The sequence below is a fragment of the Rhodococcus sp. NPDC058521 genome (genome assembly GCF_042719695.1).
GTDB lineage: Bacteria > Actinomycetota > Actinomycetes > Mycobacteriales > Mycobacteriaceae > Rhodococcus_F.
Genome location: NZ_JBHXNL010000016.1, coordinates 1 through 14312, shown reverse-complemented (window position 1 = coordinate 14312; position 14312 = coordinate 1). Strand labels below are relative to the sequence as shown.

Genomic DNA, 14312 nt, shown 5'->3' with positions numbered 1-14312 from the left:
CGCGGGTTATTCAGCGGGTGTTTCGGCCTCAGGGGGTGCCGGAGGGACGTCCGCGAAGTCCCAGCCCGGGAACAGGAAGCAGGTCTGGCCCTTCGAGTTCGTGTAGGCGCCGTGGACAACACTGACCACCTGACCGGGTCCGGTGACACCCATCGCCTGCGGCGCGGTCGATTCGCCGATGAACGGCGCCGGAACCAGCGGCGCTCCGCCGCCCTGGAAGGTATTCAGGTTGAGCCAATTGACGTTGGCGCCGGCTCCGCCGCCATTCTCACCGATGATGTAATACTGCTTCTCGGGTGGGACATCCTTGGCGTTCTCGGTGTGTGTAACCCCGTGTACCTGTCCCATTCCGTCCGCGCAACCTATCGGCATTGGCTGGTTCTCGAACGGAACTGCCGACGCGATGGCGGGCAGCCCCAGGGTGCCGGTAGCGGCTATGGCGGCTACAGCCCCCACTCTACGGATCATTCGGATTCTCGACATCGGACGAACCTCCTCAAATCAGGTCGGGCATGTGAACTCGTACGAGCCGCACGTTAGCGACTATTCGAGTACGTTGTTGCAGTTTCATCCACTCTGTCGTCGAGTCGATGCAGCCTGTTACCTCCGAGGTGCCGATGGGTCGCATGCTGGGTCGGATGGCCATGGCAGGCTGTACACGTGAGTCGCCAACCTCTTCGCCTTGCCCTCATCGAGGCCGCCGAGCAGCTCGATGCCGCCGGCGTTCGGAATGCTCGCGTCGACGCCGAACTTCTCGCCGCACACCTGCTCGGTATAGAGCGCACCCGGCTGGGTCTGACCCCGCTGGTCGACGAGTCGGTGATCGACGCCTATCGGGTCATGGTGGCCAAGCGAGCCGAGCGGATTCCGCTTCAGTACATCCTCGGAACCGCGGCGATGGGCAACATCGACGTGGAGGTCGGTCCGGGAGTCTTCGTACCGCGCCCCGAGACCGAGTTGCTGTTGGCCTGGGCACTGGCCTTTCTGGGCACGTGTGACCAGCGTCCGCCCGTCGTCCTCGATTTGTGCACCGGCACGGGCGCGCTTGCGCTCGCGATTGCGCAGGCACGGCCGGACGCCGTGGTTCACGCGGTGGAGAAGGAGCCGCACGCTCTGGCATGGGCGCGTCGTAACGCGGGGGCGCGGCAGGACGCGGGCGACACGCCCATTCATCTTCATCAGGGTGACGTCACCGATCGCACGTTGCTGTCCAGCCTCGAAGGCGGCGTGGATCTCGTCGTGGCCAACCCGCCATACATTCCGGAAGGCGCCGAGCTCGAGCCCGAGGTCGCCGAGCACGATCCGCACACCGCGCTGTTCGGTGGCGTCGACGGTCTCTCCGTCATCAAACCGATGATCGGGAATGTTGCCCGATGGTTGCGAATCGGCGGCGCGGTCGGCGTGGAGCACGACGACACGAACGGCTCCGACGTCGCTGCCCTCTTCTCTGCGCGACGAGTGTTCGGTGATGTGGCGGAGCATCCGGATCTGGCGGGCAAGCCCCGATTCGTCGTTGCGAAACGCATCGCCACCGACGTCGAAGCCAGTCGGGGAGGGGCACACGCCGACAGCTCTTCGGCGGGGAGTGAAAGGATGGAGTCGTGAGCACCGTTTACGACTGTGGCAGTCCCGATTCCCGAGCGGCAGGTTTGTCCGCGGCCAAGAACTCGCTGGAAGCGGGACGGCTGGTGGTGATGCCTACGGACACCCTCTACGGTATCGGCGCCGGAGCCTTCGACGGTGATGCGGTCTCGAGCTTGTTGCGCGCCAAGGGTCGCGGTCGGGATATGCCGGTGCCGGTCCTGGTCGGATCGTGGCACACGATCGACGGACTCGTGTACAGCGTCCGTCCCCAGGCTCGCGACCTGATCCGGGCTTTCTGGCCGGGTGGGCTCAGTCTGGTCGTGGAGCAGGCCCCATCACTCGCCTGGGACCTCGGTGACACCCGTGGCACCGTGATGCTGCGGATGCCGCTGCATCCGGTCGCTCTGGAATTGCTGCGCGACGTGGGGCCCATGGCGGTTTCCAGCGCAAACGTCTCGGGACGGTCGCCTGCCACCACTGTCGACGAAGCTCGCGAGCAGTTGGGCGGGTCGGTCAGTGTGTACCTCGACGGCGGTCCGGCCGAGAAGGCGACGGCGTCCACGATCGTCGACCTCACCGGCTACAGCCCGCGAATCCTGCGGGTCGGTGCGGTCTCGACGGAGGACGTCGCCGATGTGCTCGGTGTGCCGTCCGAGAGCCTCGTGGACGGTGATGTTCGCGCATGAGCTGTAGATCGGAAGCGGTGTCGCACGGACCCACCCTTCGCACGCACCGGTAGCGTCTTCGAGGTGACCGGAGCGCAATCGGCGAGCCTCGTGCTGGCTCAATCGAACGGGGGAGCGGGTGTTCCCCTCCGTGAACTCCTGCTCGTGCTCTTCACGGCAGCGGTGGTCACATACTTGGCGACGGGTGCCGTTCGCACGTTCGCGCTGAAGTTCGGTGCAGTGGCGGTCCCGCGAGATCGCGACGTCCACGTGACACCCACACCGCGACTCGGTGGCATCGGTATGTATCTGGGGATGCTGGCCGCGTTGTTGTTCGCGCAGCAGCTTCCCGCGTTGGCCAGGGGATTCGAGTTCACCCAGGACATTCCGGCCGCGCTCGTCGCCGGTCTGGTGATCGTGCTGGTCGGCATCGTCGACGACCGATGGGGGCTCGATGCCCTCACCAAGTTCGTCGGGCAGGTGACGGCGGCCGGCATCCTGGTCGTGATGGGCGTCAGTTGGTTCATCATCTACGTTCCACTCGGCGACACGACCGTGATTCTCGATCAGCTGCAGGCCGGGCTGATGACCGTCGGCGTCGCCGTGGTCACGATCAACGCCATGAACTTCGTGGACGGATTGGACGGACTCGCAGCGGGCCTCGGATTGATCTCGTCGGTGGCGATCTGCGCGTTCTCCGTCGGCCTTCTGTACGACCAGGGCGGCGACGTCAGTGCCTATCCACCGGCCTTGATCGCGGCGGCGCTCGCCGGCGCCTGCCTCGGCTTCCTTCCGCACAATTTCCAGCCCGCTCGCATCTTCATGGGGGATTCGGGTTCGATGCTGATCGGGCTGATGCTGGCGACGATCTCGACCAGTGCGTCCGGTCGTATTCCGTTGACCGCCTACGGCACCCGGGACCTTCTCGGTCTGTTGTCGCCCTTGTTGCTGGTGGGCGCCGTGATGTTCATTCCCATCCTCGACCTACTGCTGGCCGTCGTTCGCCGCACGCGTGCCGGCGTGAGTCCGTTCAGCCCGGACAAGATGCACCTCCACCACCGGCTGTTGCAGATCGGTCACTCACATCGCCGGGTGGTCCTCCTCATCTACTTGTGGGTCGGCGTGCTCGCTTTCGGTGCCGTCGGTTCGGCGCTGTTCGACAGGCGAGTGGTGGTTCTGCTCGCTGCCGCAGGGTTGGTCTTCGCTCTCGTCGTGACAGCGGTTCCTTCGCTCCGTCAGCAGCAGCACGAGCGATGACCCATGAGTAATGACGTCGACGGCGCTTGTCGTCCGCCGTTACTCATCCATTACCCTTGGAGGTCGTGACCTCCACTCCGCAGCCCGTGCCCGACTCGACTGCCGCTTTGCGGTCGGGAGTGCGTTACGGCGTACTCGGAATGGTGGCGTTGGCTGTCGTCGGTGCGATCGTCGCAACACTCCTGGCCGGCACTCCCGGTCTGTACGGTGCTCTGCTCGGCGCTGCCGTGGGTGGCGGCTTCATTCTCTGCACCGCCCTCGGCGTTCTCTTCACTGCGAAGATGCCCGCAACGACGGCAGGCGCGGTCATACTCGGCACCTGGCTGCTCAAGATGATTCTTGCGATAGTGGTGCTTGCGATACTCAAGCCGCTCGACTTCTACGACAAGACGTCGCTGGTTTTGGTGATGGTCTTCTCTCTGATCATCGTTCTGGGCGCCGAGACATACGGTGTGTTGGGCACGAAGGTGCCCTACGTCGAGCCGCAGGGTGAGCAAGAAGCGGGTTCGTAGTAGTACTACGAGTTGTAGTAAAATTGAAGTCCGACCGGACCCCCATCTACACAACGTCGTAGACGTATTGATAAGGTTCCGGTCAAGCGAGAGCAATGTGGCAGTTCAGTCACTCGCTACTCGTAGGTAGTGTCTACACGGCGCTGCCGAGTCGACGAGGGTCGCCGACACCGACAGACGCGGGAACTTATCCGGTTCGCAGCTGCTGACGAATACGCGAGTCGAATCTTGTCGACTTGATTGATCGTCAATGTCCGATCGAACCGCAGTCAACGATGGCTGGGGACCGACTACGGGAGAGACCGCTGAGCGTCACCTTCATGGCCGCGGAGGAATTCCATCCGCCGTCACTAGACGATTTTTTCCCGCCCGCCGTGCTGTTCGAAGGTACCCCGTTCGAACTCGATCGGCTGATGCTGATTCGCATCCTGCTGTCGGTGGTGGTGGCCGCATTCTTCGCGATCGCGCTGCGCAGCCCCAAGATCGTTCCGCGCGGGCTGCAGAACGTCGGTGAGCTCGCTCTCGACTTCGTTCGCATCAACATCGCAGAAGAGATTCTCGGTAAAGAGCAGGGCAAGCGCTTCCTGCCCGTCATCACCACGATCTTCTTCCTGGTGCTCGCGAGCAACTTCGGCAGTGTCATCCCCTTCTTGAACATCTCGCCCAACGCCCGCATCGGTATGCCACTCGTGCTCGCCGCGCTCGCGTACATCGTGTTCAATTACGTGGGCATCAAGAAGTACGGCTTCTTCAAGTACGTGAAGAGCAGCATCGTGGTTCCCGGCGTTCCCTTGCCGCTGCACTTCCTGCTCATCCCGATCGAGTTCATCTCGACCTTCATCCTGCGGCCGTTCACGCTCATGGTTCGTCTCATGGCCAACATGCTGGCCGGCCACATTCTGCTGGTGCTGTTCTTCAGTGCCACTCAGTACTTCTTCTTCATCTCCGGCGGCTTCCAGGCCGTTTTCGGAGTGGCGTCGCTCGCAGCCGGTATCGCCTTCACGTTCTTCGAACTCCTGGTGATCTTCCTGCAGGCATACGTCTTCGCGCTGCTGACCTCGGTCTACATCGACCTTGCGCTGCACGCGGACGAGCACTGACCAACACACGACCAGCTAGACCAAGAACTGAGCCTCACGTCGAATCCGGCGGAGGTCAACAGAAAGGGAACGGAACACCATGAGCCTCGCTTACCTTGCGCAGGAAGCCACCGAGACCACCTCCAAGGGTTTCGGCGCCATCGGCTACGGCCTCGCCGCGATCGGCCCCGGCATCGGCGTGGGCATCGTCGTCGGTAAGGCGATCGAAGGAATGGTTCGCCAGCCCGAGATGGCCGGACAGGTCCGCACCACGATGTTCCTCGGTATTGCATTCACCGAGGCCCTCGCGCTGATCGGCCTCGTCGCCGGTTTCATTTTCTAAGACACCGACATGGCAGCCAACATCGCACTTCTCGCGGCCGAAGAGGAGCACAATCCTCTCGTCCCCGCGACGTACGACATCACCTGGTCGATCGTCTGCCTGCTCGTCGTCGGTTTCGTCTTCTGGAAGTTCGTTCTTCCGATGTTCCAGAAGGTCCTCGCCGAGCGCACCGAGCAGATCGACGGCGGCATCAAGCGAGCCGAAGAGGCTCAGGCCGAGGCGAAGGAAGCTCTCGAGCAGTACCGGGCACAGCTCGCCGAGGCTCGCACCGAGGCTGCGCAGATCCGTGAGGACGCGCGCACCCAGGGCCAGCAGATCATCGACGAGATGAAGGCACAGGCTCAGGAAGAGAGCGACCGGATCGTGGCGTCGGGCAGCACTCAGCTCGCGGCACAGCGTCAGCAGATCGTCACGGAACTCCGTGGCGACATGGGACGCACTTCGGTGGACCTCGCAGAGCGCATCGTCGGGGAGTCCCTCGGCGACGATGTGAAGCGGGCCGGCACGATCGATCGCTTCCTCAACGAACTCGACTCCATCGGCGCAAAATCCGCAGCAGGGAAGTGAGCACCATGTACGCAGCGAGCCGTGAAGCACTGGCGCAGACACGTTCTGCGTTGTCTGCGGCCCTGGGATCCGTTCCTGCCGCCGCGGCCTTCGCCCAGACCGGGGCCGACCTGTTCTCGGTCGTCGAGACGCTCGACGTTCAGCGCAATCTGCGGAGTGCGTTGTCGGACAGCTCGACGTCCGGAACCGCTCGCCAGGGTCTGGCCGAGCAGGTTTTCAGTGGAAAGGTGTCCGACGCGGCACTCTCCGCAGTCAAGGCCGCGGTCGCCGAGGACTGGTCGACCACGTCCGATCTGCTCAACTCGCTGGTACGTCTCGGCCGGGAGTCGCTGTTGAAGGCGGCTGCCGACCAGGGGCAGCTCGATACGGTGGAGGACGAGCTCTTTCGTCTCGGCCGCATCGTGGCTGGTAACTCGAGCCTCGAGCAGGCCCTGTCCGACCGTTCGGTACCGGCGAAGGGGAAGCGCGAGCTTCTCGCCAAGCTGCTTTACGGCAAGGTCACCGCAGTCACCGAAGCCCTGGCAGTGCAGGCAGTCGGCCGTCTGAAGAAGTCCGCACCCGCGGATGCTTTCGACGAGCTGTCGACGCTTGCCGCCGAGCAGCGTGACGCAGTGGTCGCGAAGGTGCGCAGCGCCTCCGCATTGACTGCCGAGCAGGCGGATCGGCTGGCCGCCACCCTCACCCGTACGTACGGGAAGCAGGTGACGGTCCACGTGGAGGTCGATCCCGAACTCCTCAGCGGCATGGTCGTCCGAGTGGGCGACGAAGTGATCGACGGAAGTGCAGCGGGTCGACTCGCGGCGCTCCGGAAGTCCTTCAAGTAGTCCACGCCGAACAATTACTCCAGATCTTTCCGAAGACCAGACACCGAGAGCAGGAAAAACATGGCGGAGCTGACGATCTCCTCCGACGAGATCCGTAGCGCGATCGACAACTACACCGCGAGCTACTCCCCGGAGGCCTCCCGCGAAGAGGTCGGCGTGGTAACCGACACCAGTGACGGCATCGCGCACGTCAGTGGCCTGCCTTCGGCTATGGCCAACGAGTTGCTGGAGTTCCCCGGCGGCGTGCTCGGAGTTGCCCTGAACCTCGACGCCACCGAGATCGGTGCCGTCATCCTGGGTGACTACCAGGACATCCAGGAAGGCCAGGAAGTCAAGCGCACGGGCGACGTGCTCTCGGTTCCGGTCGGCGACAACTTCCTGGGCCGCGTGGTCAACCCGCTCGGCCAGGCCATCGACGGCCTCGGCGACATCGAGAGCAGCGAGAACCGTGTTCTCGAGCTCCAGGCGGCCACCGTCCTCGAGCGCCAGCCGGTCGAGGAGTCGCTCGCAACGGGCATCAAGGCCATCGACGCGATGACGGCCATCGGCCGTGGACAGCGTCAGCTGGTCATCGGTGACCGCAAGACCGGTAAGACTGCGGTGTGTATCGACGCGATCCTGAACCAGAAGGCGAACTGGGAGACCGGTGACCCGTCGCAGCAGGTTCGCTGCATCTACGTCGCGATCGGCCAGAAGGGCTCCACGATCGCAGGCGTCAAGGCTGCGCTCGAGGAGCAGGGCGCAATGGAGTACACCACCATTGTCGCAGCACCGGCCTCCGACTCGGCCGGCTTCAAGTGGCTCGCACCGTACACGGGCTCGGCCATCGGCCAGCACTGGATGTACGAGGGCAAGCACGTCCTGATCGTGTTCGACGACCTGACCAAGCAGGCCGAGGCCTACCGCACGATCTCGCTGCTGCTGCGTCGTCCGCCGGGACGTGAGGCTTACCCCGGTGACGTCTTCTACCTGCACTCCCGTCTGTTGGAGCGTTGCGCGAAGCTGTCCGACGAGCTCGGAGGCGGTTCGATGACCGGTCTCCCGATCATCGAGACCAAGGCCAACGACGTGTCGGCCTTCATCCCGACCAACGTGATCTCCATCACCGACGGCCAGGTGTTCCTCGAGTCAGACCTCTTCAACAAGGGTGTTCGTCCCGCCATCAACGTCGGTATCTCGGTCTCTCGTGTCGGTGGTGCCGCACAGACCAAGGGTCTGAAGAAGGTTGCCGGATCCCTGCGTCTCGAGCTCGCGCAGTTCCGTGAGCTGGAGGCCTTCTCGGCCTTCGCTTCGGACCTGGATGCCGCCTCCAAGGCTCAGCTCGAGCGTGGCGCCCGTTGGGTCGAGCTGCTCAAGCAGGGCCAGTACTCCCCGGTGGCCGTCGAGGACCAGATCGTGTCGATCTACCTCGCAGGTGAGGGCGCATTCGACAGCGTCCCCGTCGCGGACGTGCGTCGCTTCGAGGCCGAGCTTCTCGAGGATCTGCACCGCAACGCTTCCGGCGTGTACGACAGCATCAAGGGTGGCCAGGCGCTCGACGACGAGAACAAGTCCGCACTGCAGGCTGCAACGGACAAGTTCAAGGAGAGCTTCATCGCATCCGACGGAAGTCGTGTCGTGAACGAAGCGGATGCCGCCACTCTCGGTGCCGAAGAGGTCGATCGCGAGCAGGTCAGCGTCAAGCGCAAGACTGTCAGCAAGTGAGCGGTCCGGCCATGACACTCCGACACACGAAGGGAGAGTGAGTGACCGATGGCGAACATTCTCGAGCTGCGTTCTCGTATCAAGTCGATCAACTCGACCAAGAAGATCACCAAAGCGCAGGAGATGATCGCGACCTCCCGCATCACCAAGGCGCAGGCTCGCGTCGCGGCTTCCAAGCCGTACGCGGAGGAAATCACCAAGGTGCTCTCCGAGCTCGCCAGCGCCTCGTCCTCGCTCGACCACCCGCTGCTCAACGAGCGGGCGAACCCGACGCGTGCTGCGGTTCTCGTCGTGACCAGCGACCGCGGTATGTGTGGCGGTTACAACTCCAACGTCCTCAAGCAGGCGGAGGAGCTCCTTCAGCTTCTTCGTAGCGAGGGCAAGGACCCGGTCGTGTACGTGCTCGGCTCCAAGGGACTTTCGTACTACACGTTCCGCGAGCGCGCCCTCGGTGGTTCGTGGACCGGATTCTCGCAGGAGCCGGGCTACGCGGACGCCGCGAAGGCCAGCCGGCATCTGGTCGAGTTGTTCATGGCCGGGTCGGGCACCGACGTGGAGGCTGCGAACGGCGAAGGCACGATCGAGGGGGTGGACGAGCTTCACATCGTCTACACCAAGTTCGTGTCGATGCTGACGCAGACGCCCGAGGTTCGCCGGATGGCGCCTCTCGAGGTGTCGGTGTCCGAAGAGCACGTCGAGCTCGGTGACGACATGCTGTCGAACGGACACAACGAGGGCGGCAGCGATCCGGTTGCGGGTTACAACTTCGAGCCGGAGCCGGACAAACTGCTCGGCGAACTTCTGCCGAAGTACGTGAGCACCCGCATCTACTCCTCGCTGCTCGATGCTGCTGCGTCGGAGTCCGCTGCTCGTCGTACTGCCATGAAGGCAGCGACGGACAACGCAAACGAATTGGCGAGCACCCTGAGCCGACAGGCCAACCAGGCTCGCCAGGCCCAGATCACCCAGGAAATCAGCGAGATCGTCGGTGGCGTGGATGCGCTCGCCGCGAACGCAGGAAGTGACTAAACAATGACCGCAGCAGTAACCGACAACAACGGGGCAGGCTCGGCGTCGACCGCAGCCGGTCGCGTCGTGCGGGTCATCGGTCCCGTGGTGGACGTTGAATTCCCGCGTGGCGCTGTTCCTGAGCTGTTCAACGCCTTGCACTCCGACGTGGCGCTGTCCTCCGTGGCCAAGACGCTGACGCTGGAGGTTGCTCAGCACCTCGGCGACAACCTCGTGCGCACCGTCTCGATGCAGCCGACCGACGGCCTGGTTCGTGGCAACACCGTCACCGACACCGGAAAGCCGATCTCGGTTCCCGTCGGTGACGTCGTCAAGGGTCACGTGTTCAACGCGCTGGGCGACTGCCTCGACACCCCCGGCCTCGGCCGTGATGGCGAGCAGTGGGGCATCCACCGCAAGCCACCGGCCTTCGATCAGCTCGAGGGCAAGACCGAAATCCTCGAGACCGGTATCAAGGTCATCGACCTTCTCACCCCGTACGTCAAGGGTGGAAAGATCGGTCTGTTCGGTGGTGCCGGTGTCGGCAAGACCGTTCTGATCCAGGAGATGATCACCCGTATCGCCCGCGAGTTCTCGGGAACCTCGGTGTTCGCGGGTGTCGGTGAGCGTACCCGTGAGGGCACCGACCTCCACCTGGAGATGGAAGAGATGGGCGTTCTCCAGGACACGGCCCTTGTCTTCGGCCAGATGGACGAGCCGCCGGGAACTCGTATGCGTGTGGCTCTGTCCGCGCTGACCATGGCGGAGTACTTCCGCGATGTTCAGGGTCAGGACGTGCTGCTCTTCATCGACAACATCTTCCGTTTCACCCAGGCCGGTTCCGAGGTTTCGACCCTTCTGGGTCGTATGCCGTCGGCCGTGGGCTACCAGCCGACACTGGCAGACGAGATGGGTGAGCTGCAGGAGCGAATCACCTCGACCCGAGGCCGCTCCATCACCTCGCTGCAGGCCATCTACGTGCCCGCCGACGACTACACCGACCCCGCGCCGGCGACGACGTTCGCGCACCTCGATGCGACCACCGAGCTCTCGCGTCCGATTTCGCAGATGGGTATCTACCCGGCTGTGGATCCGCTGACGTCGACCTCGCGCATCCTGGAGCCCGGCATCGTCGGCGAGGAGCACTTCCGCGTCGCCAACGAGGTGAAGCGCATCCTGCAGAAGTACAAGGAGCTGCAGGACATCATCGCGATCCTCGGTATGGACGAGCTTCAGGAAGAGGACAAGGTCCTCGTCGGACGTGCACGTCGTCTGCAGAAGTTCCTCGGCCAGAACTTCATCGTTGCCGAGAAGTTCACCGGTGAGGTCGGCTCGGTCGTGCCGCTGCGCGACACCATCGAGGCGTTCGACCGCGTCTGCAAGGGCGAATTCGATCACCTGCCCGAGCAGGCGTTCAACAGCTGTGGTGGACTCGACGACGTCGAGGCTGCTGCCAAGAAGATCGCCGGAAAGTAGTCCACGATGGCTGAAATGACCGTAGAACTCGTCGCAGTCGAGCGGCGGTTGTGGTCGGGTTCGGCGACTCTCGTCAGTGCGCAGACGACCGAAGGCGAGATCGGTGTCATGCCCGGGCATGAGCCGGTCCTCGGCCAGCTCGTCGAGGGTGGCGTGGTTTCGATCACGTCGACCGACGGCGAGCGCGTCGTCGCTGCAGTGCACGGCGGGTTCCTCTCCGTGACCGCAACGACAGTCACGGTCCTTGCCGAGTCTGCGGACTTGGTGGAGGACATCGATGTAGAGGCGGCCAAGGCCGTTCTTGCGGATTCGTCGGAGGATCCGGAGGCGGTCGAAGCCGCCAAGGGTCGCCTCCGCGCCGTAGAACGCGCATAGGTCTCCGAGGGAAGCCGCGACGGAGCCACGAGCTGTGACAATCGGAATGATTTTGTTGATCATTCTGCTTGTGCTGCTCGCGGGCCTCGTCGCGGCTTTTCTGTATCGGCTGGTCGTTCTCCGAGAGGGCGGAACGGCCGCGATTCTGCGTGAGAATCCCGCTGAGGCCGACAGTGGTTGGCGTCATGGATTGATCAGGTACGGCGAGTCGACGCTGGTTTTCTTCAAGCTGTCGAGCCTGCGGCTGGGACCGGACTCGCGGATTTCCCGTCAGGGGATCGAGGTCGAGTCGCGGCGTACCCCAGTTGGTTCCGAGTTCGACATCATGACCGAGGAGATCGTGATCTTGTCGGTGCGGGATGGTCGTCGGCGTTACGAAATCGCTCTGGACAGTGGCGCTCTCACTGCGTTTCTCTCGTGGATCGAGTCTCGCCCTTCTGGCCGCTCGGTGCGCGGTCGCCCTTCGTAGGACTCAGGCCCCACCCCGACCGGGCGTCCACAGAACGTCACCATCCGGGTTTGCGAGACGCCCCATGATGAAGAGTAGATCGGACAACCGATTCAGGTACTTCGCCGGTAGCACGTTCGTGTGATCGGGGTTGGCTTCGACAGCCGCCCATGCGGATCTTTCGGCGCGGCGAGCAACGGTGCGTGCCACGTGCAGCAGCGCTGCGAGGGGAGTTCCGCCGGGGAGGATGAACGAGTTCAGGGGTTCCAGGCGCCCGTTCAGTTCGTCGCACCACTGCTCGAGCCGATCGATGTAGGGCTGCGTCACCCGTAGCGGCGGATACTTCGGCTCGTCCACAACGGGAGTGGAGAGGTCTGCGCCGGCATCGAACAGATCGTTCTGCAGTTGCAGCAGGATGTCGCGCAATTCGGTGGGAGGGTTCCCGAGGGCAATCGCTGTGCCGATTGCTGCATTCGTCTCGTCGCAGTCTGCGTATGCCCCGAGCCGGGGGTCGTTTTTCGACACACGCGAGAAGTCGCTGAGCCCTGTGCTCCCGTCGTCGCCGGTACGGGTGTAGATCTTGGTGAGGTGGACGGCCATACCGTTACGGTACCGGCGCGCCGTACCGGCTCGGGTGGCTCTAGGCTGTGCGATGTGAGTGAGCGCTTTCTCGTTACCGGTGGTAACCGGCTCGTAGGTGAAGTGTCTGTTGGCGGCGCCAAGAACAGTGTTCTGAAGCTGATGGCAGCCGCGTTGCTCGCCGAGGGCACAACTGTGGTCACCAATTGCCCGGACATCCTGGATGTGCCGTTGATGGCGGATGTGTTGCGCGGACTCGGATGCGAAGTCGAGTTGGAAGACTCGATGGTGCGGATCACGACGCCGCCGAATCCCAAGTATCACGCGGATTTCGCTGCGGTCCGCCAGTTCAGAGCTTCCGTGTGTGTTCTGGGTCCTCTGGTGGCGCGGTGTCGTCGTGCTGTCGTTGCGCTCCCGGGCGGAGACGCGATCGGGTCCAGGCCCTTGGACATGCACCAGTCCGGTCTGCGGTTGCTGGGAGCGCGTAGCGAGATCGAGCACGGATGTGTGGTTGCGGAGGCCGACGACCTTCGTGGCGCGAACATTCGCCTGGCCTTTCCCTCGGTCGGTGCGACGGAGAACATTCTGATGGCCGCAGTGCTCGCGCAAGGTGAGACGGTTATCGACAATGCGGCGCGGGAGCCGGAGATCGTCGATCTGTGCGCGATGCTGATTCAGATGGGCGCCAAGATCTCCGGTGCGGGAACATCGACGTTGACGATTCAGGGCGTCGAGAAGTTGTCGCCGATCACCCATCGAGTCATCGGTGATCGGATCGTCGCAGCGACGTGGGGAATTGCCGCGTCGATGACGTGCGGAGACATCCGGGTCCGTGACGTGAACCACAAACATCTCGCCCTCGTACTGGACAAGTTGCGCAGTGCCGGAGCAGAGGTGACACCGGAGTCCGACGGCTTCCGCGTCGTCCAGAACTCCCGCCCGTCCGCGGTCAACTTCGCGACGTTGCCGTATCCCGGGTTCCCGACAGACCTCCAGCCGATGGCGATCGGACTTGCCGCGGTCGCGGATGGAACGTCGATGATCACCGAGAACGTCTTCGAGGCCCGTTTCCGATTCGTCGAGGAGATGATCCGGTTGGGCGCTGATGCGCGAACCGACGGTCACCACGCTGTCATTCGAGGCGTGACGCAGCTGTCGAGTGCTCCTGTGTGGTCCTCGGACATTCGTGCCGGTGCCGGCCTGGTTCTCGCGGGCCTCGTCGCCGAAGGGGTGACGGAAGTGCACGACGTCTACCACATCGATCGCGGCTACCCGAAGTTCGTGGAGATTCTTCAGGATCTGGGCGGAACCATCGAACGAGTTGGCGCGCCCGACGGCTAGAACGAGTGTGCTCGTTTGCCGCACCAACGCTCCCTGTCTGTCCGCGTCGCACTTCTTGCGACGCGGACAGACGCGTATCTGCAGGTAGAAGGTGCTGCGGGTGTCCGCACAGCCCACGTTCCAACCAACCGTGTTCGGCGTCACACACGCTTGAAGTCGGCGAAGAAGCAGCTTTCGCTCAAATCTGGCGGAGCTGACCTGCGGATATGGACAGTCGAAAGGTTGTGACCTGGCGATTTGGTGTGGAGTTCTCCGTCGCGTAACTTATTTCAGGTCAGAGCGACACGGACGCCGACCAGGTCTTACGGACTTGGACACGAGGTCGTACGGAGTGCCTGATGAACTTCTGGTTAGAAGGTCTACCCACCAAGCGTCGGATCTTGCATCCGAGACCAAGCTGGGTTAGGCTGGAACGGTTGCCCCAACACACTGAAGCCAAGATTTCGCTTTCGTGTTTGGTGTGTGCGTGTTCTTTGAGAACTCAACAGTGTGTCGATGAATGTCAGTGCCAAATTGTTTTTGGCGCCTGCCTTTTTGGTGGGTGTGACTG

At 63.3% G+C, this 14312-nt stretch carries 16 protein-coding genes; 14 read left to right on the top strand and 2 right to left on the bottom strand.

The window, feature by feature from the left end; translation table 11 throughout:
- Positions 1-6: 6 nt before the first annotated feature.
- On the bottom strand, positions 7-483 hold the full coding sequence (locus tag ACFWO3_RS19620) for a hypothetical protein (protein ID WP_378580895.1): 477 nt from the start codon (positions 481-483) through the stop codon (positions 7-9).
- Between the two features lie 177 nt (positions 484-660).
- Here ACFWO3_RS19620 and prmC point away from each other — a divergent pair, with 177 nt between their 5' ends.
- The 13 genes from prmC (at position 661) to ACFWO3_RS19555 (ending at position 11863) form a co-directional block, all read left to right on the top strand.
- Positions 661-1605, top strand: coding sequence for a peptide chain release factor N(5)-glutamine methyltransferase (gene prmC, locus ACFWO3_RS19615; protein WP_378580893.1), 945 nt, complete (start codon positions 661-663; stop codon positions 1603-1605).
- Entirely contained in the window at positions 1602-2270 is a 669-nt protein-coding gene (locus tag ACFWO3_RS19610) for an L-threonylcarbamoyladenylate synthase (RefSeq protein ID WP_378580891.1), read from the top strand. The genes prmC and ACFWO3_RS19610 overlap by 4 nt, the downstream gene beginning before the upstream one ends.
- Positions 2271-2333: 63 nt before the next feature.
- The gene (locus tag ACFWO3_RS19605) at positions 2334-3506 is read left to right on the top strand and encodes a glycosyltransferase family 4 protein (protein WP_378580890.1); all 1173 of its coding nucleotides are present in this window, start codon (positions 2334-2336) and stop codon (positions 3504-3506) included.
- Positions 3507-3562: 56 nt separating this feature from the next.
- Positions 3563-4018 (top strand): hypothetical protein, encoded by a 456-nt coding sequence (locus tag ACFWO3_RS19600; RefSeq protein ID WP_378580889.1) that lies wholly within the window; start codon positions 3563-3565, stop codon positions 4016-4018.
- A 275-nt stretch (positions 4019-4293) separates the two neighbouring features.
- Positions 4294-5118: a F0F1 ATP synthase subunit A gene (gene atpB, locus ACFWO3_RS19595; protein ID WP_378580888.1), complete on the top strand. Its 825-nt coding sequence runs from the start codon at positions 4294-4296 to the stop codon at positions 5116-5118.
- A gap of 79 nt (positions 5119-5197) precedes the next feature.
- The gene (locus ACFWO3_RS19590) at positions 5198-5440 is read left to right on the top strand and encodes an ATP synthase F0 subunit C (RefSeq protein ID WP_378580886.1); all 243 of its coding nucleotides are present in this window, start codon (positions 5198-5200) and stop codon (positions 5438-5440) included.
- 9 nt (positions 5441-5449) lie between these two features.
- Positions 5450-6007, top strand: a complete 558-nt coding sequence (locus ACFWO3_RS19585) for a F0F1 ATP synthase subunit B (protein ID WP_378580885.1) — start codon at positions 5450-5452, stop codon at positions 6005-6007.
- A 5-nt stretch (positions 6008-6012) separates the two neighbouring features.
- Positions 6013-6831, top strand: a complete 819-nt coding sequence (locus tag ACFWO3_RS19580; protein WP_378581027.1) for a F0F1 ATP synthase subunit delta — start codon at positions 6013-6015, stop codon at positions 6829-6831.
- Positions 6832-6891: 60 nt separating this feature from the next.
- Positions 6892-8535, top strand: coding sequence for a F0F1 ATP synthase subunit alpha (atpA, locus tag ACFWO3_RS19575; protein ID WP_378580884.1), 1644 nt, complete (start codon positions 6892-6894; stop codon positions 8533-8535).
- A gap of 48 nt (positions 8536-8583) precedes the next feature.
- Complete coding sequence (locus ACFWO3_RS19570) at positions 8584-9564, top strand: F0F1 ATP synthase subunit gamma (protein ID WP_378580883.1); 981 nt, start codon at positions 8584-8586, stop codon at positions 9562-9564.
- A gap of 3 nt (positions 9565-9567) precedes the next feature.
- On the top strand, positions 9568-11019 hold the full coding sequence (atpD, locus tag ACFWO3_RS19565) for a F0F1 ATP synthase subunit beta (protein ID WP_378580882.1): 1452 nt from the start codon (positions 9568-9570) through the stop codon (positions 11017-11019).
- A 6-nt stretch (positions 11020-11025) separates the two neighbouring features.
- Positions 11026-11394, top strand: a complete 369-nt coding sequence (locus ACFWO3_RS19560) for a F0F1 ATP synthase subunit epsilon (protein WP_378580881.1) — start codon at positions 11026-11028, stop codon at positions 11392-11394.
- 46 nt (positions 11395-11440) lie between these two features.
- Positions 11441-11863 (top strand): DUF2550 domain-containing protein, encoded by a 423-nt coding sequence (locus ACFWO3_RS19555; protein ID WP_378581025.1) that lies wholly within the window; start codon positions 11441-11443, stop codon positions 11861-11863.
- Positions 11864-11866: 3 nt separating this feature from the next.
- Here the strand turns inward: ACFWO3_RS19555 and ACFWO3_RS19550 are convergent, their stop codons facing one another.
- Positions 11867-12442 carry a cob(I)yrinic acid a,c-diamide adenosyltransferase gene (locus ACFWO3_RS19550; RefSeq protein ID WP_378580879.1) on the bottom strand — a complete coding sequence of 192 codons (576 nt, stop codon included), beginning with the start codon at positions 12440-12442 and terminating at the stop codon, positions 11867-11869.
- A gap of 54 nt (positions 12443-12496) precedes the next feature.
- On the opposite strand from ACFWO3_RS19550, the gene murA reads away from it, so the two are divergent.
- Positions 12497-13762, top strand: a complete 1266-nt coding sequence (gene murA, locus ACFWO3_RS19545) for a UDP-N-acetylglucosamine 1-carboxyvinyltransferase (protein ID WP_378580877.1) — start codon at positions 12497-12499, stop codon at positions 13760-13762.
- The last annotated feature ends 550 nt before the right edge of the window (positions 13763-14312 follow it).